Below are 24,665 nucleotides of genomic sequence, written 5' to 3'. Positions count from 1 at the left end.
TTAATGTTGTTCTATGGTCAGATGGGCTTATCAGGCGTGCTTTTGCTCAAAGTCACGCATAAATTCGACAAGCTGTTCAACGCCGGCAAGTGGCATTGCGTTATAGATACTGGCGCGCATACCACCGACATAGCGGTGCCCTTTCAGCCCCAGTAAACCTTGTTGTTCAGCCTGACGCAAAAAGTCTGCGTCAAGGCTGTCATCGGCAAGTAAGAAGGGTACATTCATTTTCGAGCGATAGTCAGGGTGTACCGGATTACGGTAAAACTCTGAACTGTCAATGGTTTGATACAGAAGGTCGGCCTTGCGCTGATTTACCTCACCCATAGCGGCAACGCCACCCTGCTCTTTCAGCCACTCAAATACCAACCCTGACAGATACCAGGCCCAGGTATTTGGCGTGTTGTACATCGAGCGCTCTTTTGCCTGGACCGTGTAATCCATAACGGTCGAGGCAGTGGTCTGTGCCCGCCCTAATAAGTCATCACGGACAATGGCAATGGCAAAACCTGAAGGACCAATGTTTTTCTGGGCACCAGCATAAATAATGCCAAAGCGTTTCACATCCAGTGGCTCAGACAATATCGACGACGACATGTCCGCCACCAAGGGCGCCTGAACCTGCTCCGGAATAGTATGCAAAGCAATACCGTCGACGGTTTCGTTCGGACAGTAATGGAAATACGCAGCATCATCACGCAACTGCCAATCCGTCACCGGCGCAATTGCGCGCCCCTGCGGGGTGTCAATCAGGCCGCCAACCACATTGACGCGCGCCACATATTTTTGCGCTTCGCGAATGGCAAAGTCAGACCAGATACCGCCGTTAAGGTAATCCACAGTATCGTTCTGGCCGGCGATATTCTGCGGCACCGCCGAGAACTGCCCGCGGCCGCCACCATGCATAAACAGCACCTGATAATTATCCGGCACCGCCATCAACTCGCGCAGATCCTGCTCAGCCTTTGCCGCCATTTGCATGAAGGCAGGATCACGGTGACTGATTTCCATCACCGAGATACCTGAGCCCCGCCAGCTTCGTAACTCTTCCTGAGCCCTTGCCAACACCGCGCCAGGCAACATTGCCGGGCCTGCAGAAAAATTAAACGGGGCTGTCATAATGCCTTATTACTCCTCAGAATCGTTAGCTTCACCACTGTCAGCCGCAACTGCGCCTGCATCATCATCGGCTAACTCGCCTTCAAGCTCGTCATGCTCATCAATGTCATCAATACGTTGCATACCGACCACTATTTCGTCCGTGCCGGTACGAATCAAGCGCACGCCCTGAGTATTACGGCCGACAATTGAGACTTCGCTGACACGGGTCCGTACCAGAGTACCTTTATTACTGATCAGCATGATCTGATTAGCATCAATCACTTCCATCGCGCCCACTACAGCACCATTACGTTCGCTGACCTTAATGGATACCACACCTTTTGTCGCACGGCTCTTCGCCGGGTAGTCGGTGATTGGCGTGCGCTTGCCATAACCGTTTTCGGTAACGGTCAGAATGGTCGGCACTTCGTCTTCAATCTGTCGCGGTACAATCAGGGAAACGACCTGCTGACCTTCTTCCAGACGAATGCCACGTACACCGGTGGCAGTACGGCCCATAGAGCGTACTTGCTCTTCGCTGAAACGAACCACTTTACCGGCGTCAGAGAACAACATCACCTCGTCGCCGGCAGCAGTCATATCAACACCAATCAGCTCATCGCCTTCGTTCAGGTTCAGCGCGATAATACCGCCAGTGCGCGGTCGTGAATATTCCACCATCGGTGTTTTCTTCACGGTGCCGTTGCGGGTTGCCATCAAAATAAATTTATCTTCCGGGTAATCACGGGTCGGCAATATCGCGGTAATACGCTCGTCCGCTTCCAGCGGCAACAGGTTTACAATCGGCCGGCCCCGCGAGGTACGGGTTGCCAGCGGCAGCTGATAGACCTTCATCCAGTAGATGCGGCCGCGGGTAGAGAAACACAAAATAGTGTCGTGGGTATTGGCCACCCAGAGACGCTCAATGAAGTCTTCATCCTTCATCTTCGTCGCCGACTTACCTTTACCACCACGGCGTTGCGCTTCGTACTCGGTTAATGGCTGATACTTCACGTAGCCATGATGCGACAACGTAACCACAACATCTTCTTCGTTGATTAAATCTTCCATCGAGATGTCATGTGCGGCAGCAGTAATCTCAGTGCGACGCGCATCGCCGTATTCGGCTTTGATTTTCTCCAGCTCTTCACGAATTACTTCCATTAAGCGCTCAGAGCTGTTCAGAATGTGCAATAACGCTTCGATCTGTGCGAGCAGATTCTTATATTCATCAAGAATCTTTTCGTGCTCAAGACCGGTTAACTTATGCAGGCGCAAATCAAGAATCGCCTGTGCCTGTTCTTCGGTCAGGTAGTACTGGCCATCACGAATACCATATTGCTCATCGAGATGATCAGGGCGAGCGGCATCGACACCAGCACGTTCGAGCATTGATGCAACGTCACCAAGAACCCAGGAGCGACCGATGAGGGCAGCTTTGGCTTCAGCGGCGGTTTGCGAGCGCCGGATCAGTTCAATTACATCATCAATATTGGCCAGGGCGATCGCCAGGCCTTCGAGGATATGCGCACGCTCACGGGCTTTACGTAATTCGTAAACGGAACGGCGGGTGACCACTTCGCGGCGATGCAGGATGAAACAATCGAGCATGTCACGCAGGTTAAACAGGCGCGGCTGGTTTTTATCCAACGCGACCATGTTAATACCGAACACCACCTGCATTTGCGTATTCGCGTACAGATGGTTAAGAATCACCTCACCTACTTCGCCGCGCTTCAGTTCAATAACAATGCGCATGCCTTCTTTATCGGACTCGTCGCGCAGCCCGCTAATACCCTCGAGGCGTTTCTCTTTGACCAGCTCGGCAATTTTCTCAATCAACCGCGCTTTGTTCACCTGGTAGGGAATTTCATTGACAATAATCGCTTCACGGCCGTTGGCGTCGGTTTCAATTTCAGCTTTGGCCCGTAAATGAATGCGACCACGCCCGGTTTTGTAAGCTTCAACAATACCGGCGCGGCCTGAAATCGTCGCAGCCGTCGGGAAGTCCGGCCCCGGGATATACTCCATTAACTCTTCAACAGTAATGTCGTTGTTATCGATCATGGCCAGACAGCCATCAATCACTTCGGTCAGGTTATGGGGCGGAATGTTGGTCGCCATACCTACTGCAATACCAGAGGAACCGTTCACCAGAAGGTTCGGCACGCGGGTTGGCAACACGTCAGGAATTTGTTCAGTGCCGTCGTAGTTCGGCACGAAGTCGACGGTTTCTTTGTCGAGATCAGAAAGCAGCTCGCCGGCAATTTTTGCCATACGAATTTCGGTGTAACGCATTGCCGCTGCTGAGTCGCCGTCTACCGAGCCGAAGTTACCCTGGCCGTCCACCAGCATGTAGCGTAACGAGAACGGCTGCGCCATACGCACAATGGTGTCATACACAGCACTGTCACCGTGAGGGTGATATTTACCAATGACGTCACCGACAATACGGGCGGACTTTTTATAAGGCTTATTATAGTCGTTGCGTAGTTCATTCATGGCGAACAGTACGCGCCGGTGCACAGGTTTTAAGCCGTCACGCACATCCGGCAAGGCCCGGCCGACAATAACACTCATGGCATAATCGAGGTAAGAACTTTTCAGCTCATCTTCAATATTGACCGGAACGACTTCTCTGGCGAGATCACTCATAGTTATATCCCTAAACGATCTGTCTTTCTTATAATTGTCTTAGGCGCACATTGTACCCTTAGCGCTGCGCCCTCGCATCCTTTTTTCCGACGCTTTTTTTGTTCTACTTTTTTTACGTCGGCAGCTTCAGTACACTGTACCGAGTTTTTTCACGAAGCAGAAGTACCATGGCACAATCTGATAACGTTGATGTAAAAGAAATCGAAAAGTTCAGCGCACTGGCGTCGCGTTGGTGGGATCCTGAGGGTGAATTTAAGCCCCTACACCAAATCAACCCGCTACGCGTTGACTTTATCCAGCAGCAATGTGATGGCGTATTTGGTAAACGCGTGGTCGACATTGGCTGCGGTGGCGGATTGGTCACCGAAGCATTGGCTCAGGCTGGCGCCGAAGTGACTGGTATCGACCTGGCTGAGCAATCATTACAGGTGGCCCGCCTGCATGCCCTGGAAAGCGGCTTGAAGATCGATTACCAGTGTATTGCTGCGGAAACCTTCGCCGCTGAGCATGCCGGCCAATACGATCTGGTGACCTGCCTGGAGATGCTTGAGCATGTGCCTGACCCGGCCAGTATTGTGAACGCCGCGGCGCAGTTGGTGAAACCCGGTGGCACTTTGGTCTTCTCCACGCTGAACCGTAATCTGAAGTCCTGGTTACTGGGTATTGTTGCTGCTGAATACGTGTTGCGCTGGGTACCAAAAGGCACGCATGAGCATGCCAAATTTATTCAGCCAGCTGAATTGCTGCGTATGACCGATGCGGTCGGTGCCCGCCCCGTGGCAATGACCGGTATTCATTACTTGCCATGGCGTGGGTTCTACCTCGACGCGAGTAATGTTGACGTGAACTATATTGTCGCGCTGCGCATGCCGGCAGAAAACGACTGAGCCACTACATTTAGTGTCCGTCGACGATCACAGCCATAGATGTGGTAGAAACCGCTAATTCTGTAGCTTAGATTTTTGCTCTATTAGAGAACCGTTTATAAGAGCAAAATATTATTTAGAAAAAAAATTTTTTCTCTTGCTTTTACTCAACGACTTGAATCGCAAGCGCTTGCGCGCGGTGATAAAAAACCGCGCGTCTCTCACCCTGAAAATTTAACTATTTCGCGCTTGATCCCGAAGCCATAAGTGCTAGCATACAAGGAATTAATCCAACCCAAGATATTGTGTGTTTTTCACACAGACGTCCTATTCCATACTATATCTTGTGGTACCAACGTAAAAACATAACGATAAAATTGGTGGGTGCGCCGCATGAATCAAAAGCTTTTCGTAACAAAACGAAGTGGTGAACGGGAACCACTTGATCTCGATAAAATCCATCGGGTGATTAGCTGGGCCGCTGAAGGTCTGGATAACGTCTCAGTTTCTGAAGTCGAGATTAAGTCACGAATTCAGTTTTACGATGGCATTAAAACCGAAGACATCCATGAGACCATCATCAAAGCGGCGGCCGATCTTATTTCCGAAGACGCGCCTGATTATCAGTACCTGGCTGCCCGCCTCGCCATCTTCCACTTGCGTAAGCTCGCCTACGGTCAGTTTGAACCGCCGCACTTGCTTGAGCAGGTGAAATCAATGGTGGCCGCAGGTCGTTACGATAAGCACTTGCTGGACGATTACAGCAGCGAAGAATTCGAGCAGATGAATAACTTCATCGATCACGCCCGCGACTTGAACTTCTCCTACGCAGCGGTGAAACAGCTCGAAGGCAAGTACCTGGTGCAAAACCGGGTGACCGGTGAAATTTTTGAAAGTGCTCAGTTCCTCTACGTTCTGGTTGCGGCCTGTCTGTTCGCCAACTACCCGAAAGAGACCCGACTTGATTACGTCAAACGCTTTTACGATGCCACGTCGCAGTTCAAGATCTCATTGCCAACGCCCATTATGTCAGGCGTACGCACCCCCACCCGACAGTTCAGTTCGTGCGTACTGATTGAAGCTGGCGATAGTCTTGATTCAATCAACGCCACGGCAAGCGCCATCGTGAAATACGTGTCGCAACGTGCCGGTATCGGTATTAATGCCGGTCGCATTCGTGCGCTGGGCAGCCCTATTCGTGGCGGTGAAGCATTCCATACCGGTTGTATTCCATTTTATAAATACTTCCAGACCGCAGTGAAAAGCTGCTCACAAGGCGGTGTGCGCGGTGGCGCAGCGACACTGTTTTATCCACTTTGGCATCTGGAAGTTGAAAGCCTGTTGGTGCTGAAAAACAACCGTGGCGTTGAAGAGAACCGTGTGCGTCATCTTGATTATGGCGTACAGTTCAACCGTCTGATGTATCAGCGCCTGGTGAAAGACGATTTCATCACCTTATTCAGTCCGTCCGACGTGCCCGGGCTGTACGATGCTTTCTTTGCTGATCAGGCTGAGTTTGAGCGTCTGTATGTCCAGTACGAGAACGACGACTCCATCCGTAAAAAGCGCATAAAAGCAATCGAGCTGTTCAGCTTGTTTATGCAGGAGCGCGCCAGTACCGGCCGTATCTACCTGCAAAACGTTGACCACTGCAATACGCACAGCCCGTTTGATGCCAAAGTCGCGCCGATCCGCCAGAGTAACTTGTGTCTGGAAATTGCGTTACCGACCAAGCCACTCGCTCATGTGAATGACGAAGAAGGCGAAATCGCGTTATGTACACTCTCGGCGTTTAACCTTGGTGCTATTAAGACCCTCGACGACCTCGAAGAAATGGCTGAGATGGCAGTGCGCGCCCTTGACAGTCTGTTAGATTACCAGGAGTACCCGGTGCCGGCAGCCCGTAATGCAACCATGGGCCGTCGTACTTTAGGCATTGGCGTCATTAACTTTGCTTATTATCTCGCTAAAAACGGCGTGCGTTACTCTGATGGCTCCGCCAATGGCCTGGTACACCGTACTTTCGAAGCGATTCAGTACTATCTGATGAAAGCCTCGATGAACCTGGCAAAAGAACTGGGTGCTTGTCCGAAATTTGACGAGACGACCTATGCTCAGGGCATTATGCCGACGGATACCTACAAAAAAGATCTCGATGCCGTGTGTAATGAACCACTGCGGCTTGACTGGGATCAATTGCGTAAGGATATCAAGCAATATGGCATGCGTAACTCGACCCTGTCGGCACTGATGCCGTCGGAGACCTCTTCACAGATCTCAAATGCGACCAATGGTATTGAACCGCCCCGCGGACATATCAGTATTAAAGCGTCAAAAGATGGTGTTACCAAACAGGTGGTTCCGGATTACGAGAACCTGCGCGATGCTTATGAGCTACTTTGGACCATCCCAAATAACAAGGGCTATCTGGAACTGGTAGGCATTATGCAGAAGTTTGTCGATCAGACCATTTCGGCCAACACCAATTACGACCCGAGTAAATTTGAGGGCGGCAAGGTTTCGATGAAGCAGTTACTGCAAGATCTGCTGTACGCTTACAAGCTGGGCGTAAAAACCTTGTATTATCACAACACACGCGACGGTGCTTCTGATAACCAGGTTGACCTGCGCGACAAAGTTGAAGCCAAACAACGTGAGCAAGAGAATCAGCAAGCCACGGTAGACGTGACCGAAGAAGACGATGATTGTGCCGGCGGTGCATGTAAAATCTAAAAAAAGGCGCTAACAACATGAGTTATTCAACCTTTAATAAAAATCAGATCAACCCTCTGCATGAGCCTATGTTTTTTGGTAACTCGGTGAACGTAGCGCGTTATGATCAGCAAAAGCACAGTGTTTTTGAAAAGCTCATTGAAAAACAAATCAGTTTTTTCTGGCGACCGGAAGAAGTCGATGTCAGCCGCGATCGCGTTGACTTTCAGGGGCTGACCGACAGCGAGAAGCATATCTTCATCTCGAACCTGAAATATCAGACGCTGCTGGACTCGGTACAAGGCCGCAGCCCGAATATTGCTTTGCTGCCGATCGTATCCATTCCGGAGCTGGAAACCTGGATTGAAACCTGGTCGTTTTTTGAGACCATTCACTCACGCTCGTACACGCATATCTTACGTAATCTGTTCACCGACCCCAGTCAGGTGTTCGAAGACATCGTGATTAACGAAGAAATTCAAAAGCGCGCGAATGACATCTCGAAATATTATGATGACTTGATCTTCTACACCCAGCTCTGGCAAACCCATGGTGAAGGCGACATTGAAGTCGACGGTGAAGTGCATCACGTCACCATGCGCGAGCTCAAGAAAAAGCTGTTCTTATGCATTAACTCGGTCAATGCCCTGGAAGCCATTCGCTTTTATGTCAGCTTTGCCTGTACTTTCGCTTTTGCTGAGCGTGATTTAATGGAAGGTAACTCGAAAATCATCCGTTTGATTGCACGTGACGAGAACCTTCATCTGGTTTCCACACAGAACATTCTTAATCTCTGGCAATACGGCAAAGACGATCCGGAGATGAAAGAAATTGCTGAAGAGCTACGCGAAGAAGCACTGGCAATCTTTATGAAGGCCGTCGAACAGGAAAAAGAGTGGGCGCACTACCTATTCCGACATGGTTCAATGATAGGTCTTAATGAGGAAATTTTGTGCCAGTACGTGGAATACATTGCCAACATGCGCATGGAAGCCATTGGCTTTGACGCGCCGTTCAAGCAACGTAACAATCCCCTGCCCTGGATGAACAAATACCTTGTTTCAGACAACGTTCAGGTCGCACCGCAAGAAGCTGAGATCACCTCGTACCTTGTGGGTCAAATCGACAGCTCAGTCAGTGCTTCAGATTTGGGAGACTTCGAGCTGTAAAGCCAATGAGCAAAACCTTCAAAGTTCGCGTCAACGGTCAGCATGAGCTGACCGTTGATCCATCCGCAGGCTCATTGCTTGAAGCAATGGAAGCCGCCGGCATCGAAACCCGCTATCACTGTCGCGATGGCTTTTGTGGCGCCTGTCGGACGCAGGTGAAACAAGGCGAAATCGACTACATTAACGAGCCGTTGGCGATTGTCCGTCCGGGTGAATGCCTGGCCTGTTGTTGCATTCCTGCATCCGATTTAGATATCGAACATTAATCGATTAAACCGATACCCCCGATCGGGCAAGATCATTAGCACTCCTCGAGCGTTTCAGGCAGAATAGTCCCTGTAGATTTTCAAATGTGGGAGAAACAATGTTTACAGTAATTTTTGGCCGCCCGGGTTGTCCATTCTGTGTTCGTGCAAAGCAAATCGCCGAGAAACTCACTGAAGAGCGTGACGATTTCGAATTTCGTTACATCGACATGCACGAAGAAGGCATTACCAAAGCGGACCTCGAGAAAACCGTTGGCGCGCCCGTATTGACGGTACCGCAGGTTTTCATCGACGAGCAGCACATTGGTGGCTGCACTGAGTTTGAAGCCTATGCGCGTGAGAACTTAGGGCTTTACGCCGCTTAATGCCTGTTGAACCCGCTTTTCCGAAATGGGATAGCGGGTTCCCAGTTGCTGGGCAAAAAAACTCACCCGCAACTCTTCTAACATCCAGCGAATCTCGATCAAATCATCCGTATAGGGCTGGCTTTTCGGCCACTTACCCAACACCTCCTGATACTGTCGTTCCAACTTCTCTAATGTCAGCGTATGCAAACGATCACGGTTGGGATCCACCGGTAACTTCTCCAGTCGCCGTTCAATTGCCCGTAAGTACCGTTCAATGTCGGGTAACCGCGCTGCTCCTGAAGCACTGACAAAACCCGGGTAAACCAAGCCGTCCAGTTGCGTCTTGATGTCGCCGTGGGCCTGAATTTGATCGAGCGGTACCGAGCCTTTCAACTGCTTGCGGATCTTTTGCGTGAGGACCAAACACGGCTCTACCTGCCGGGCAATCGCCGTCACCCGCTCATTGAGCTCGGCGCGGGCATGATCACTTACGCGTTGAAAGGTTGCTGCATTTCGAATCGGCTGTGCTGCGATAAGTTCATCTAGCGCGGCATCAATACAATCTTCAATCAGCGCGTCCACCTTACCCCAGGGATTGTAATACATCGCCAGCTTGGCCTTATTTGACAGGCTCTGTTGCAGATAGCGTACCGGCGAAGGAAGCTGCAACTGCAGCAGTTTACGCAACGCGCGCTGATGGGCAGCGGCTGCTTGCTCGGGACGATCAAACAAAGTTTCATGCACGCCTTCTCCCGCCACTTCAAGCGCCGGATAGGCTTTTACCGAATAACCACGTTGCTCACGTTCACGCACCTCCGGCAAGCTACCAAATTGCCAGTCGGTGGCCTCTTTTGCTTTCGGTTGTTCGGCCACGGCTTTACGCAAGGCATGCTGCACCCGCCCCTGTAACTGATGCTGCAGCGCCTCAAGGTCACGGCTTTCAGCCACCGCTTTGCCATTTTCATCTTCAATGACAAAGCGCATTTTAAGATAGTCAGGGATCTGGCTGGCGTCCCAGGCGTCTTCCGGCACGGTCACACCGGACATCCGACGTAATTTATCACTGAGGGAGTCCAGCAAGGGTCGCTGCAACGCCTCTTTCGCGCCGGTATCAGCTAAAAATGCCTGAGCGTAGTTCGGGGCTGGCACAAAATGCCGCCGCAATGACTTCGGCAGTGACTTGATCCAATGCACCACCAACTGTTCCCGCAATGCCGGTACCTGCCAGTCAAAGCCAAGTGGTTCAATCTGATTGACCAATGTCAGCGGAATATGTACCGCCACGCCATCACGCGGATCGCCAGGCTCGAAATGGTAGCTTAACGGTAAGCGGAAATCTCCCTGTTGCCAGTTATCAGGATACTCCAGTTCTGTGACATGCTCGGCGGCTTGGGCCATTAAGTCCTGTCGCTTAAAAAACAAGAGCTTCGGTTGCTCTTTCGCGGCTTTATGCCACCAGCCGGCTAGTAACTGCTCGTTATAAATGCCCGCAGGAATATGCGCGTCGTAGGCCTGGTACAGTGCCTCATCATCCACCAGAATATCACGCCGGCGCGACTTCTCTTCCAGTTCACGAATGTCGGCAATCAGTGCCTGATTATGCTGAATAAATGGCAGTTGCCGTTTCAACTGCGCATTTACCAGCGCCTCGCGGATAAAAATTTCCCGTGCTGCTACCGGATCCACAGGACCGTACTGTACCCGTCGCCGGGGGACGATAATTAAACCGTACAGCGTCACCTGTTCATCGGCGACTACCGAGCCTGACTTCTTAGCAAAATGTGGCTCAAAGTAATTACGCTTCACCAGGTGCTGCGCCGCTGGCTCAACCCACTCAGGTTCAATCCGCGCGTTCACCCGGGCAAATAAGCGACTGGTCTCGACCAGTTCTGCCGCCATCACCCATTTGGGTGTTTTTTTAAATAAACCAGAACCCGGAAAAACATAGAATTTGCGGTTACGCGCGCCCAGAAACTCATGCCCTTCCTGCTTATTCCCCAGGTGCGACAACAAGCCGGTCAATAGCGCCCGATGCACGGCCTCATAGCTGGCAGGTTCCTGATTAATACTGAAACCTAAACCACGCACCGTTTGTCTGATCTGGCTGTAAACGTCCTGCCATTCGCGGACGCGCAAAAAGTGCAGAAACTCAGATTTTAACTGTTTACGGAACTGTGACTTTGATAATTCCTTTTGCTTTTCGCCCAGGTAATCCCAAAGCTTGAGGTAACTGATAAAGTCAGAATCCTTATCATGAAAACGCTGATGCATCTCATCAGCTTTCTGGCGCCCCTGCTGCGGACGCTCGCGTGGATCCTGAATACTCAATGCCGCAGTAATCACCATCACTTCGCGAATACAGCCAAAATCACGCGCCGCCAACACCATGCGCGCTAGCCGCGGGTCGATGGGTAGTTGCGCCAGCTGGCGACCTAATTGGGTGAGTTGCGGACCGGTCGGAGCGCCTTTTTTACGTCGCCGCTGGCCGGCGCTCTTGAGTGCATGCAATTCCTGTAACAGGTTCATGCCGTCTTTCACAAAACGCTCATCGGGCCGATCAATAAACGGAAACTTGCGGATATCACCCAGTTTTGCCGCGGTCATCTGCAAAATAACGGCCGCCAGATTGGTCCGTAAAATTTCAGGCTCAGTGTATTCGGGGCGCTGTAAAAAGTCCTCTTCACTGTAAAGACGGATACAGATACCCGGCGCAACGCGTCCACAACGCCCCATGCGTTGGTTGGCACTGGCCTGAGAGACTTTCTCTATGGGCAGGCGCTGTACTTTGGTGCGATAACTGTAACGGCTGATACGCGCGGTTCCCGGATCGACCACATAGCGGATACCGGGCACTGTCAGTGAGGTTTCAGCAACGTTGGTAGCAATCACAATGCGCCGCTGACGATGACTTTGAAACACCCGATTCTGCTCGGCCGATGAAAGCCGTGCGAATAGCGGTAGTAATTCGGTATCTACTAAATCGAGTTCGCCCAGAGCTTCGGCAAAATCGCGGATCTCACGCTCACCCGAAGCAAATACCAGAATATCGCCTCCCGGCTCGCGGTAAAGCTCCTGCACCGCATCACACACCCCCTGTACCACGTCACCGCTATCATCGTCGCCCTCAAGCGGTCGGTAACGCACTTCGACCGGGTAGGTTCGGCCACTGACGGAAATGATCGGTGCGTCGCCAAAATGCCGGGCAAAGCGCTCGGTTTCAATGGTCGCTGAGGTGATAATAAGTTTAAGATCCGGACGCTTGGGCAGAATTTTTGCGATCACACCCAACAAAAAGTCGATATTCAGGCTGCGTTCATGCGCCTCATCAATAATCAGCGCGTCGTACTTGCGTAACAACCGATCGTTTTGCAGCTCGGCCAGTAACATACCATCGGTCACCAGCTTAATCGCCGTAGTTGGCGCAGTTTGGTCCTGAAAGCGTACTTTAAAGCCAACCTTCTCGCCCAGCGGCGTCTGCAACTCATCGGCAATCCGTTGCGCGACACTGCGCGCAGCCAAACGACGCGGCTGGGTATGGCCAATCAGCGTACCCTCTTCATGGCGTCCGTAGCCGAGCTCAAGCAACATTTTCGGCAGCTGGGTGGTTTTACCGGAGCCGGTTTCACCGGCTACGATAATCACCTGATGATCACGAATTGCCTGCTGTATTTCATCTTTTGCCTGAACTACCGGCAATTCGCTGGGAAACTGAATGCTTGTCTGCACGCCCTGTCCTAATTTACTGCAAGGAAAGCGTTAGTTTAGCAGTGCTGGCGACGCTTGTTAACGTCGCCGGTAGGAATCCTGAAAGTAACTGTCGATAGCCCCCAGAACATCGGTGCGGCTGATCACCCCGACCAGTTGCCGGGTGGAATCGTCAAGCACCGGATAGACTTTGGGCTTTTTTGCGTCCATGCGCTGCGCCAGATCAGTAATTGAATCTTCGGCGAAGACACAGAGGACGTCGCCGCGGAACATACAGTCGGCCACATTGGCCGACATTTCTTTGTGATAGGTATCGCACAGCATCGCGGCGAGGCAATCCTGCTCCGATAAAAAGCCAATGACCTTACGATCTTTATCCACCACAGGTCCGCCGCGCTGGTGCGATTGTAATAGCCGCTCAACGGCGGCTTCAATCGGCAGCTCTTCGGTGAAGACCACGGGTCTGCGATGCATAAAATCAGCAACTTTCATCGAATTCATAGCACTACCTCAACAAGTTGATTCGCTTAAAGATAAGTATAGTCAATCTTTGTAAATAGCAACCTCAACTTCACCATTACCCACGCGGCTGGCGCGGTACATGCCTTCGGTATTAAATGGCATGGCTACATTACCTTCACCATCGACAATAATCACGCCACCGGTGCCGCCTGCGGGCAGTAAAACGTCATGAATGACTGTGTCGCCGGCTTCAGTGATGGACTGATCCAGGTATTTCACCCGGCTACAGATATCGGCGGCAACGTGATAACGGATAAAGTACTCACCGTGACCGGTCGCAGAGACCGCACAGCTGGCGTTATCGGCCCAGGTACCTGCACCAATAATCGGTGAGTCGCCAATACGACCATAACGCTTGGCAGTCATACCGCCGGTTGAGGTTGCGGCGGCAAGATTTCCTGACTGATCCAACGCCACCGCGCCTACAGTGCCGTATTTATATTTTTCATCGAGCGCAAGATATGCCTGCTTGTCGGCCACACCGAGCTTTTCTTTTGCCCGCTGCAGCTGCTCAAAGCGTCGCTCGGTATTGAAGTAACTGTTGTCGACCAGTTCCAGGCCTTGCTCTTTGGCGAACTGTTCTGCACCTTCGCCGCTTAGCATAACGTGCACCGATTCTTCCATGACCGCACGTGCCAGCGCGATTGGGCTTTTCACGGTTTTAACGCCGGCGACCGCACCGGCTTGCAGGTTTTCACCATTCATGATCGAGGCATCGAGCTCATGCTCACCATCAAAGGTATAAACCGCGCCGCGCCCAGAGTTGAAAAGCGGTGACGCTTCCATAATCTGCACGGCGGCAATCACCGCATCCATACTTGTTCCGCCTGCAGCCAGAATGGCATGGCCGGCATTCAGCGCTTCGGTCAGCTTGGCTTTATATGCCGCTTCTTGTTCAGCGCTTAAATCAGCCCGGGTAATGGTGCCGGCACCGCCGTGAATCGCAATGGAAAATGGCGCCTGAGCATTGTTGCTCTGATTCGTTTTTTGCTCGTCGGTAGTGCAACCGGCGGTCGACATCACCAGCGCCAGCGCACCGGTCATAGCAGCTAAGTAGTTCATTTTTTTAGTTCCTGTTTTTATTACGAGTGCTGCTATCGTGCCACGCTTCCCTTTTAGTCGCCAGTGCAGATGATTTCACTGAGCGCAGCAATTGCGGCAGTGACCGCATTCAGGTAGTCTGCAAGACAACATTGTCAACGCAATTAATCCCTTACATGACACAAGAAACCTTTTACTGGCATGACTATGAAACCTGGGGCGCGCAGCCTCAGGTCGACCGTCCGGCACAATTCGCCGGATTGCGCACCGATATGGAGCTCAATCCCATTGGTCGGCCCTTAACAATTTACAGCCAGCCGACGCCCGATTTTCTGCCGCATCCGCAAGCAGTGCTGATTACCGGCATCACGCCCCAGCACGCGCTCGCGCAGGGTATGAATGAGACCAGCTTTGCCGGCAAGATTGCGGCGGAGTTCAGTACCCCCCATACCACCATCGTCGGCTATAACTCGGTGAACTTCGACGATGAGGTCACACGACACCTGTTTTACCGTAATTTTATTGATCCCTACGCCCATACCTGGCAACACAATAATTCCCGCTGGGATCTGATTGACGTGGTACGTGCCTGCTACGCATTGCGCCCGGAAGGCATTCAGTGGCCCACAAATGAGGCCGGCCAAGCCAGCATGCGACTGGAGCATTTAACCGCTGCCAATAACATTGAGCATGGTCAGGCCCATGACGCAATGGCCGATGTTTACGCAACCATCGCCATGGCGAAACGACTGCGCGAGGCGCAACCCAAGCTGTTTGATTACGCCTACTCCATTCGCCGTAAGCAGGCGCTCAAGCCGCTGATTGATTTGGTAAACTTTACACCGGTTGCGCATGTGGCCGGCTTTTACGGTGCAGATAACGGCTACCTATCGCTCATTATGCCACTGGGGTATCAGGAGGATAATCCCAACGCCCTGGTGTACTGGAATTTGCGTGAAGACCCTAAAGAGTTACTAAATCTTAGTGATGACGCGCTACAGGAGCGTCGATTTGCGCCAAAAGAGCAGCGTGCCGCGCAACACTGGGGCGTGTATGGTGCGCAGCAACTGATGCTGAACCGTTGCCCGTTTCTTGCCCCGCGCAGCGTGCTTACCGAAGCAGTGCAACAGCGTTGGCAATTACCGCTCGCTACCATGCTTGAACGCGCCCAGTGGCTGGCCTCGCAACCAGAGCTTCGTGAGCGCCTGATCCAAAGCACCCGCTTTCAGGCAACTGATGAAGTGCCCCGCGACCCTGAGCTACAGCTCTACTCGGGTGCATTTTTCAGCGATCAGGATCGCTCCACCATGGCCATCATTCGCGCCACAGAGCCGCAGCAATTGGCGGCACTACAACTGAACTTCAGTGACGCCCGTCTGCCCGAAATGCTGTTTCGCTATCGCGCGCGCAACTACCCGGCCACGCTAACCGACGCTGAACTACAGCGCTGGCGCGGGTTTTGCCAGCAACGTTTGCTTGAGCCCCTACCACGCGGTTTATCAGCCGACAGCTTTATGATTGAACTGGAAAATTGTGCTGAGCTGTATGCCAATGACGCACGCAAGCAGGCATTGCTGAAAGATCTCTACCGATACGTACAGAGCATGTAGCATGAACGCAGAAGCGACCTTCGACTATATTATTGTGGGCGGCGGCAGCGCCGGATGTGTGCTGGCCGAGCGCTTGTCGCGCAGCGGTGAATTCCGCGTCGCCCTGCTCGAAGCCGGAGGCTCTGGTCGCTCGCCGCTTATAACCATGCCCGGTGCCGTTGCCTCGTTATTGCACAGCCGCCGACATAACTGGATGTTACGCAGCGAAGATAAACACCTGCGCCGTGGCAAAGGATTATACACACCACGCGGCAAAGGTCTGGGTGGCAGCAGCGCCATCAATGCCATGATCTATACCCGTGGCGCACCGAGTGATTACGAGGGTTGGGCCGCACAAAGCAGTGACAACTGGCAGTGGTCGGCTATGCTCGAGCGCTTTCGCAAATTAGAACGTAACGGCCGTGGCGCTGATGCCTATCATGGCGACAGCGGGCCGTTACACGTTACCGACGTTGAGCCTTACTATGCCGTTTCGCGCCGGTTTATTGAAGCCGGCGTACAAGCAGGCCTGCCCCATAACACCGACTTTAACGGCCCATCACTTTACGGCGTGGGGGCTTTTCAGTTCACCATGCATAATGGTGAGCGCTTCGGTACCCGCCGGGCATTTTTAGAGCCGGCGCTTAAGCGTGAAAATCTGCAGGTTTTCACCAAAGCACAAGTGGAACGCGTCAAAATTGCCGCGCAGCGTGCCGAGGGAGTATTCATCCGCCAGGGTGGCAAGCTTAGCTTTCTCGCGGCACGGCGCGAGGTCGTACTAAGCGCTGGTGCCTTTCACTCACCTCAAATTCTTATGCTTTCCGGTATTGGCTGCGCCAGCGAGTTGCATCGACACGGCATTGCTACCTTGGTCGATCGACCTGACGTGGGCGGCAATTTGCAAGAGCACGTCGATGTCATGCTGCATTATAAAAACGCCCGCAAAGACAGCCTGAACCTGGCCCCCATCGGACTTGGTCGGCTCGGCATGGCTGCCCTGCGCTACTGGTATTCGCGCAACGGCGCAATGGCCCATCCGCCAGCTGAAGTGGGTGGCTTTTTACGCAGTCAGCCAGAGGTTGAAACACCGGACCTGCAGTTGCATCTGGTGCCTACCCGCTTTGATGACAGCGGTTATGATCTGACACCGGCGTTCCGACATGGATTTGCCTGTCACGTGTGTGTACTGCGTCCGCAAGCCCGCGGGCGGCTTTATTTGCATGCCAGGGATATCCGTAAAAAGCCCGGCTTTACCTATGACTTTCTACAAAATGACAGCGATCAGCAAAGCTTGCTGTCGGGCGTACGGCAGGTACGTGACATTATGCAGCAACCCGCGATGGCTGAGCATAATGGCGGCGAAGTACTGCCTGGTGACGTTGCGGATGATGAGCAACTGCTGGAACGCCTACGCAGTCACTGTGGTCTTATTTACCACCCTACTTCGACCTGCCGCATGGGCAATGACGACGCCGCTGTCGTAGACGCCAGTTTAAAAGTTCGGGGGGTTGAGCGCTTACGCGTCGTTGACGCGTCGATAATGCCCACTGTCGTCAGCGGTAATACCAACGCGCCGACGATGGTCATTGCGGATTTGGGCGCCGACCTGATCCTTGCCGACACCCACTAAAGCCGGCGGCGCCTGCGCGCCGCCTTAAGCTTAATGAATTCGCTTACCAAAGCGCGAGAACAAACGCGCCAGAGCAGGAATCAGAATCAAGGCACCGAGCATATTCCAAAGGAACATAAAGGTCAGCAGAATACCCATATCAGCCTGGAACTTAATCGGTGAGAAGATCCAGGTGGCCACGCCGATAGCCAGCGTCAGGCCCGTGAAGCCCACTGCCTTACCAGTATTATCCAGCGCGTATTTGTAACACTCATTCAGGTGCATACCACGCTCGAGACCTTCTTTGATTTTCGCGTAGATATAGATACCGTAATCAACACCAATACCCACACCCAACGCAATCACCGGTAAGGTCGCCACTTTCACACCAATGCCCAGCACCGCCATCAGGCCCTGACTCATAATAGTGGTCAGCATTAATGGCAACACAATACAGGCAACGGTACGTAAACTGCGGAAAGTGATAAACACCAGCACAATCACCACGCCATAGACCCATAGCAGCATCTTGTACTGTGCGTCCTCAATGACCTGATTGGTTGCCGCCTCAATACCGGAGTTGCCGGCTGCCATCAGAAAATCAACGCCGTCTTGTTGGTATTCAGACTTGAATTCATTGACCGCATTCACCACCGTACGTAACGTCTCGGCTTTGTGATCGTTTAAATAAATAATGATCGGTGCCATCGAACAGTCCGGGTTAATTAACCCTGGAGGCGTGCGATTGGTATTAGCGTTAAGTACATACTGGTTACGATTGAGGCTGAACCATTTCAGGTTGCCCTCGTTGAGGCCAAACCCGCCCATTTTTGCGACATAAACCACTGATTTTACGTCCTGAACCCCTGGCGTATTTTCCATATGCCAGCTAAAGCGATCCATCAGCTCAAGGTTGTCATAGGCAATACACTTGGCAGGCGCGGTCTCGGCCATCACCACAAAAATGTCGGTACTGGAGCTGTAGTTGTCAACAATGAACTTGTTATCAAGATTGTAACGACTGTCAGGGCGCAGCTCTGGCGCACCAGCGTCAAGGTCGCCTATTTTCATCTGTTGGCCCTGAATCAGGCCCCAGGATAAACCGATCAATGCAACCACAAGCGCACTGTAGGCCCACTTAGGTTCTGAGAAGCGCTCGAACATGGTCAGCACCGGATGATCCTGATTTTTTACCCGCTCGCTATAAGCGCGGCCACGCTCTGAAATGCCACAGTACGACATGATGATGGGCAGCAAACCAAGATTGGTCAGTACCACCACCGCCACACCAATACTCGCGGCAATTGCCAGCTCCTGAATAACGGCAATATCAATGACCATCAGCGTGGTAAAGCCGATAGCATCGGACACCAGCGCAGTCAGACCCGCGACGTAGAGCGCACGAAACGCCAGGCGTGCTGACATAATGCGGTCATGTCCCTCCACCCGGTTACTGCTCATGGCATTAATAATTTGCACACCATGACTGACGCCGATGGCAAAGACTAAAAACGGCACCAACATCGAGTACGGGTTAATACCACTGCCAATCAGGTCGATAATACCTAATTGCCAGACCACGGCGATGATCGAGCATGAGAGCACCGTCAGCGAGCTGCGCCAGCAACGGCTGTATAAAAACAACATGACCAGGGTAATGACAATGGCAATCAGGAAAAACAGACCTACCTGCATGGCCCCTTCAATCAGGTCGCCGATGATCTTGGCAAAGCCGGTGATATGAATTTTTACCGTGTCGCTCTCATACTTATCGCGAATCTTTTCTTCCAACTGCTCTGAGAACGCCTGGTAGTCCAGCGGTTCACCGGTGTCCGGATTGACTTCATTCAGCGGGACATAAATCAGCGCCGATTTAAAGTTATTCGCTACCAGGTTACCTACTTCACCGGAGCGCAGCACATTGGTACGCAACTGCTCCAGTGACTCCTGCGAGGCGTCCCAGTTATCCGGAATGACCGGTCCGCCGACGAAGCCCTCTTCGGTCACTTCGCTCCAGCGCACGTTCGGCGTCCAGATACTTTTTAAACCGGCGCGATCAACACCCGGTATAAAGAAGACCTCGTCAGTAATTTCCTGCAGGGTTTTCTGAAATTCAGCAGTAAAAATAGTGCCCTCGGTGGTTTCCACCGCAATGCGCACCACGTTACCTAAGCTGGCCAAATCATCACGATATTCAAAGTAGTTCTGAATGAACGGATGATTGGTCGGAATCATCTTGGTCAAACTTGCTTCCGGACGGACCTGGCTGGCATTCCAGCCTAGAAATACCGTCAACACGGCAAACAAAACCAGCCACATGGGCCGGAAGTTAAAGATCAAGCGCTCCAGAAATACACTTTTCTCATTTTTTTTAAGTTGTTGTTCAGTCATGGTGATATCAATCCTTTTCAGTTAGCGCACTACTGGGCATCGCTAAGACACCACGTTGACCGACTAAGGTGAGACTACCATCGGCATTAACGACAAGATCTGTCAGTGCTGCGCCACTCTCGTGGGTGCGCTCAATCAGCTCGCCGCTGTCGCTTAAATAGGCCACCACGCCCGCATTGCCAACAAAGTAGAGCCCGCCATCAGGCGCATCTACCGCATTATTGATATTGACCGGGTCCTCGAGGGTTAACTGCGTAAAGCTGTCGCCCTGATCTTCGCTGACGAAAATATTACCGCGCAGGCCAAATACCCAGAGGCGTTGCTGGCGATCGACATGAACACCGAAAAATGAACCATAGTAAGGGGAATCGATCACTTCCCAGCTCTGACCGCGATCGAAGCTACGAAATAACTGCCCTGACTCGCCCGCCAGATAAAGGTTGTCACCTTCAGCTTCAAGAGCATTCAAATGATAACCATCAGGGTTCTCGACCAGATGATCAATAATCTGCCAGCTTTCGCCTCCGTCGGTACTGTAAAGGAAGGCGCCATAGGCGCCGCTGACAAATATTTCATTGGGAGAAAGCGCTAACACGTCAAGGAATGGTTTGGTCGGGCCTTCTTCCAGAGCGATTTCTGCGGTATCCAACTTAAACAGAGCATCATCGAGGGCAAACTCAAGGTCACTTTGTTCGTCGGCACTGAGATCTTCTGCGTTATCAAGCAACGCCTCAAGCTCGGCCACACGATCGCTGTAATGTTCAATTTGCAGATCAATGTACTCAAAGCCATCCAACTGACGCTGCCAGGTGATGCCGCCATCAGTGGTCTGCAGAATCACCCCATGATGACCCACAGCCCAGCCAAGCTGATCGTCGGCGAAATTAAGACTGGTCAGGAACACACTGGTAGGAACCTCGGCTTGCTGCCATGCGTCATCGGCAGTGGCGCGTGTAACAATGACACCATAATCACCTACTGCGACCTGACGGTAGGTCGTCGCGTCAATCTCCGTCAGAACCGCTTGCGTCGCCTCTGGTGCGGTCATTGCCGGTGCATAAATCACATCATACCCCTGCACCGGTTGCGTAGCTTGTTCGGTTGGTTGCGCTGGCTCTTGTTCTGCTATCTGAGCAGAAACAGTGGGACTTAAACTGAGTGCAATGGCAGCGGCACAGAGCTTAGCTCTTATCATGGAACCCTCTTGCTTTTTCTGTGTCTTAGAATTGTTATGTTTACTGTTGCAAATTTTCCGTAAGCCGTACATGCTATGGATAAATTAAGACAGGTCAAACCAGCTCATACCTTACCGTGAGACGCTTATAAAGGCTAGTATTAGCTGGGCATTTAATTTTTCTAATTTTTAATGTAGCTTTAGCTAAGTACATAGAACAAACAAGGAAATGCAACCATGAATAAAATGATGCTGAAGGCTGGGGTTTTTGCGCTATCAGTAATTTCAGTCAGCGTTATGGCCAAGGTAACACCTGAGGAAGCCGCGCGCTTAGGTAATGATTTGACGCCTGTCGGTGCCGAAATGGCAGGTAATGCCGACGGCTCTATTCCGGCCTGGACCGGCGGTTACAGTGTCGACGCCGACGGCGAAGTACCGTCACGCCCTGCTGACCCTTACGCGGATGATGAAATTCTGTTCACCATCACCAGCGCGAACCTGGACGAGCATAAAGATATGCTCTCAGCAGGCCAGGTTGCGATGTTCGAAAAATACCCTGACTACAAAATGAACATCTACCCTACGCATCGTAGCGCAGCTTACCCGCAAGTTGTTTATGATGTGATTAAAGAAAATGCCACCAATGCCGAATTGGTTGCAGGTGGTAACGGTCTGGAAAACTTCAAGCGTCACGTGCCGTTCCCTATTCCTGCCAATGGTCTGGAAGTGATCTGGAACCACATTACCCGCTATCGTGGCGGCGCGGTTCAACGTCTGGTGAATCAGTTCCCGGTACTTGAAGACGGTAATTTCGTACCCGTGCTGTTACGTGAGTCACTGGTATTCCCTGAGTACTTAGAAAGTGGCCGTGAAGCTGCCGATGACAATATTTTGTTCTACTTCCTGCAGGAAGTACTGGCCCCTGCGCGTCAGACCGGTACGGTACTGTTAGTACATGAAACCATTAACCAGGTGAAAGAAGGTCGTCGTGCCTGGTTGTACAACGCCGGTCAGCGTCGCGTACGTCGTGCACCAAACGTTGCTTATGACGGTCCGGGTACAGCGTCTGATGGCCTGCGTACCTCTGACGGCCTGGACATGTTCAACGGTGCGCCGAACAAATACAACTGGGAGCTGGTCGGCAAGCGCGAAATGTACATTCCGTACAACAACTATAAGTTGATGGACACCGACCTTTCGTATGACGACATCGTTAACGCTGGCCACATGAACCAGGACTATGTGCGTTACGAGAAGCACCGTGTCTGGGAAGTCAAAGCTACGCTGAAAGACGGCGAGCGTCATATTTACCAGACCCGTCATATGTTTATTGACGAAGACACCTGGACTGCAAGCGTTATCGACCACTACGACAACCGTGGTGAGTTATGGCGTGTCGCTGAAGCATACAACACCCAGTTCTACTACCACGACACTCCGTGGATGGCTGCTGAAGCACTGTATGACCTGAACTCAGGCCGGTACATTGTGTTAGGTCTTGCCAACGAAGAGTCAGAGTATATGAACTTTGACATTACGCCTGAGCGCAGTGATTTTAGTACCTCTGCCCTACGTCGTATGGGTATTCGGTAAAAACATAAAACAACAGCGATGTTTGCTATTCGCTGTTCGCTATTCGAAAGCCCCGCGATTGCGGGGCTTTTTTTTGAGTATGGGCGACGTTGGGCGCTTGTGGCTTTGGCTGTTCGCCGGCGCTTGAATAAACGGGTCCACGCTTAAAAAGCGGCCAATCTGGTAGTCATAGCCACGGCCATTCATATGGATGAGCTTAGCGCTATCGATGTGCTCATGCCCGGTGAAGCCGCGCGGCGTAAACGGTGCGCCCTGCGTCAGGCTCGTGAGCGTGCCGTTGCCCTCCACCATGCCACCATAGCGCGGTTTGCCAAAGGCATCAAAGCTGCGATGCTCCTGCACTTGGTTTAAGGCATCGGTGAGTGTCACCACTCTCTTTTTCAAACGACACCCTAACGGCCACTCATGACATTAAAAGCTTTGCATTTATCATTAATCAGGTCGTACACCGAGCTGAAATCAAATTCCGGTTTGCTACCAACATACAAAAACCCGAGTATAGGCCAATCTGATTGTTCAGGATTTAAGGCTCGGAATTCTCCCGATAACTCCATGTGGCACTCGCTAACCTCTTTCAAGTACTCCTCAATCTCACCAGAAGCTTTTACTAGGCGCCTTCATAATCAAAAGGAGCCGGTTGATAACCCGAGTAAATATTAACTTCATCTTCACTACTAAGTTTTATTTCGTAAATCCTAAAATCCACTTGAGAAATATATTTATACTCGTCACCATATTTCATTCCAAAGCAACCGGTCCTTGTTCCCACAATACAACCTGACTCGGCTGCCTCACCTGCTTTTTGAAGTAACTCTCGGCGTTTTTCATTCAGCTCACTTTCGCTGGGCGAAATACCGGAACAATTCCTTCCACCCGAACTTATACAATTAATATAGGCTTGCTGTCTTCTTTCTTGAGCTTCTAACTCTTGAAGCTTTGCCTCGCCAAGCTCCTCTAAATCTTCAGTCCATTGATAAATCCCAAACCCTGCGGCTGCGACACTAACACAAGCGACCGCGGTCCAAGGAGTAAAACAAACGGGGTTCCTGCCATCAGGGTCTGTGTACTTATAAGGGTTGTTATTTGCATACGCATAGCGGTTAAAACCTTGAATACTCCCTTGACTCAAATGCCCTAAAGTTCCAACCGGATCATTCGAGTAAAACCGACCGATAACTGGATCATAGTATCGTGCCTGCATATAACTCAGCCCTAAGTCATCATCATACTTATGGCCGGTATAGCCGATGTCGTAGCTTGGCGTCTCGTAAGTGTCGCCAAAAGACTTTTAGTGCCGGCGACTTTGCATTCAAAGTGAACAAGCTCGGTTATGGTCTTCTTAGCTTTTCATTGCAACCTGGACAAGTAATTACTTCACTCCCGCCTTTACTCTCCCATGCCTTCTCACATATCGGACACTGATACCAGTTATCTTTAATTAAATTTGCGAATCCCTCAAGATTAGGCGGAGCATGCTCGTTTTGTAGTAGCTCTTCATATCTTCTAAAGATATGACCCGCACTACCTTTACCTTCAACCAGATTTTGGTAATAGAATGGGTCATTTGCCCATTCAGGGAAAGAAATTAAAGCCGACCATTGTTCATTCGGATTTTGGCCATAAACCCAATATTTTGAAAGACGGGCATCAATAACATTAACATCGACTGCACTAATCGAAACAGGGAAAGAGTGGGCTTCCCCTAGAACCATAAAATCTATGGCGGTTGAAATATAGACGGCAAAAACAACATATGTCTTATCTTTTAAAATCAGGCTTGAATTAGCATCACCCTTTACAGGGCAAGATCGTGAACGTTTCTTGACCAGTTGGGCTAATAAATAATTGATCGATTTGACGATCAGTTTTAGTCGTGATCATATACTCTCTTTTACGGAGAGCCATGATGAGCCTGACCTTGCTGA

17 protein-coding genes and 1 pseudogene are annotated in these 24,665 nt (G+C 51.4%); 8 read left to right on the top strand and 10 right to left on the bottom strand.

Features of this window, described 5'->3' with window-relative positions; genetic code table 11:
- Positions 1–30: 30 nt before the first annotated feature.
- The gene (gene serC, locus CWI71_RS07295; RefSeq protein ID WP_126754613.1) at positions 31–1,119 is read right to left on the bottom strand and encodes a 3-phosphoserine/phosphohydroxythreonine transaminase; all 1,089 of its coding nucleotides are present in this window, start codon (positions 1,117–1,119) and stop codon (positions 31–33) included.
- A 9-nt stretch (positions 1,120–1,128) separates the two neighbouring features.
- Positions 1,129–3,756 (bottom strand): DNA topoisomerase (ATP-hydrolyzing) subunit A, encoded by a 2,628-nt coding sequence (gene gyrA, locus CWI71_RS07290; RefSeq protein ID WP_126754612.1) that lies wholly within the window; start codon positions 3,754–3,756, stop codon positions 1,129–1,131.
- 167 nt (positions 3,757–3,923) lie between these two features.
- Here gyrA and ubiG point away from each other — a divergent pair, with 167 nt between their 5' ends.
- The 5 genes from ubiG to CWI71_RS07265 all read left to right on the top strand — a co-directional run bounded on the left by ubiG (position 3,924) and on the right by CWI71_RS07265 (position 9,134).
- Positions 3,924–4,643, top strand: coding sequence for a bifunctional 2-polyprenyl-6-hydroxyphenol methylase/3-demethylubiquinol 3-O-methyltransferase UbiG (gene ubiG / locus CWI71_RS07285; protein ID WP_126754611.1), 720 nt, complete (start codon positions 3,924–3,926; stop codon positions 4,641–4,643).
- A gap of 372 nt (positions 4,644–5,015) precedes the next feature.
- Entirely contained in the window at positions 5,016–7,355 is a 2,340-nt protein-coding gene (nrdA, locus tag CWI71_RS07280) for a class 1a ribonucleoside-diphosphate reductase subunit alpha (RefSeq protein WP_126754610.1), read from the top strand.
- A 17-nt stretch (positions 7,356–7,372) separates the two neighbouring features.
- Positions 7,373–8,503, top strand: a complete 1,131-nt coding sequence (gene nrdB, locus CWI71_RS07275; protein WP_126754609.1) for a class Ia ribonucleoside-diphosphate reductase subunit beta — start codon at positions 7,373–7,375, stop codon at positions 8,501–8,503.
- 5 nt (positions 8,504–8,508) lie between these two features.
- Positions 8,509–8,769, top strand: coding sequence for a class I ribonucleotide reductase maintenance protein YfaE (gene yfaE / locus CWI71_RS07270; RefSeq protein WP_126754608.1), 261 nt, complete (start codon positions 8,509–8,511; stop codon positions 8,767–8,769).
- 98 nt (positions 8,770–8,867) lie between these two features.
- Entirely contained in the window at positions 8,868–9,134 is a 267-nt protein-coding gene (locus tag CWI71_RS07265; RefSeq protein WP_126754607.1) for a GrxA family glutaredoxin, read from the top strand.
- Here CWI71_RS07265 and hrpA read toward each other — a convergent pair.
- From hrpA to CWI71_RS07250, 3 genes are read right to left on the bottom strand one after another with little or no spacing between them, the layout of a single operon-like run.
- A complete protein-coding gene (gene hrpA, locus CWI71_RS07260) occupies positions 9,114–12,842 on the bottom strand; it encodes an ATP-dependent RNA helicase HrpA (RefSeq protein ID WP_126754606.1) in 3,729 nt (1,242 codons plus the stop codon). The genes CWI71_RS07265 and hrpA overlap by 21 nt on opposite strands.
- Positions 12,843–12,899: 57 nt before the next feature.
- On the bottom strand, positions 12,900–13,322 hold the full coding sequence (locus CWI71_RS07255; RefSeq protein ID WP_126754605.1) for a CBS domain-containing protein: 423 nt from the start codon (positions 13,320–13,322) through the stop codon (positions 12,900–12,902).
- Positions 13,323–13,364: 42 nt separating this feature from the next.
- A complete protein-coding gene (locus CWI71_RS07250) occupies positions 13,365–14,363 on the bottom strand; it encodes an isoaspartyl peptidase/L-asparaginase family protein (protein ID WP_241967664.1) in 999 nt (332 codons plus the stop codon).
- Positions 14,364–14,560: 197 nt separating this feature from the next.
- On the opposite strand from CWI71_RS07250, the gene sbcB reads away from it, so the two are divergent.
- Both sbcB and CWI71_RS07240 read left to right on the top strand, forming a co-directional pair.
- A complete protein-coding gene (gene sbcB / locus CWI71_RS07245) occupies positions 14,561–15,994 on the top strand; it encodes an exodeoxyribonuclease I (protein WP_126754603.1) in 1,434 nt (477 codons plus the stop codon).
- Between the two features lies 1 nt (position 15,995).
- Complete coding sequence (locus CWI71_RS07240) at positions 15,996–17,603, top strand: GMC family oxidoreductase (RefSeq protein WP_126754602.1); 1,608 nt, start codon at positions 15,996–15,998, stop codon at positions 17,601–17,603.
- Between the two features lie 30 nt (positions 17,604–17,633).
- Here the strand turns inward: CWI71_RS07240 and CWI71_RS07235 are convergent, their stop codons facing one another.
- The gene (locus CWI71_RS07235; RefSeq protein WP_126754601.1) at positions 17,634–19,973 is read right to left on the bottom strand and encodes an efflux RND transporter permease subunit; all 2,340 of its coding nucleotides are present in this window, start codon (positions 19,971–19,973) and stop codon (positions 17,634–17,636) included.
- Positions 19,974–19,980: 7 nt separating this feature from the next.
- Positions 19,981–21,168, bottom strand: coding sequence for a sialidase family protein (locus CWI71_RS07230; RefSeq protein WP_198678760.1), 1,188 nt, complete (start codon positions 21,166–21,168; stop codon positions 19,981–19,983).
- A gap of 216 nt (positions 21,169–21,384) precedes the next feature.
- Between CWI71_RS07230 and CWI71_RS07225 the strand changes: the two genes are divergently transcribed.
- Positions 21,385–22,740: a DUF1329 domain-containing protein gene (locus tag CWI71_RS07225; RefSeq protein WP_126754599.1), complete on the top strand. Its 1,356-nt coding sequence runs from the start codon at positions 21,385–21,387 to the stop codon at positions 22,738–22,740.
- 39 nt (positions 22,741–22,779) lie between these two features.
- Here CWI71_RS07225 and CWI71_RS07220 read toward each other — a convergent pair whose 3' ends face one another.
- The 3 genes and pseudogenes from CWI71_RS07220 to CWI71_RS07210 all read right to left on the bottom strand — a co-directional run bounded on the left by CWI71_RS07220 (position 22,780) and on the right by CWI71_RS07210 (position 24,452).
- Complete coding sequence (locus CWI71_RS07220) at positions 22,780–23,124, bottom strand: RHS repeat domain-containing protein (RefSeq protein ID WP_126754598.1); 345 nt, start codon at positions 23,122–23,124, stop codon at positions 22,780–22,782.
- A 223-nt stretch (positions 23,125–23,347) separates the two neighbouring features.
- Positions 23,348–24,013, bottom strand: a pseudogene (locus CWI71_RS07215) (RHS repeat-associated core domain-containing protein); the annotation flags it as partial.
- 55 nt (positions 24,014–24,068) lie between these two features.
- Positions 24,069–24,452, bottom strand: coding sequence for a hypothetical protein (locus CWI71_RS07210; protein ID WP_126754596.1), 384 nt, complete (start codon positions 24,450–24,452; stop codon positions 24,069–24,071).
- Positions 24,453–24,665 lie beyond the last annotated feature (213 nt).

The organism is Pseudidiomarina insulisalsae, from assembly GCF_003987065.1.
GTDB lineage: Bacteria > Pseudomonadota > Gammaproteobacteria > Enterobacterales > Alteromonadaceae > Pseudidiomarina > Pseudidiomarina insulisalsae.
The sequence above is the reverse complement of the archived record's forward strand: the minus strand, read 5'-3'. Positions and strand labels throughout refer to the sequence as shown.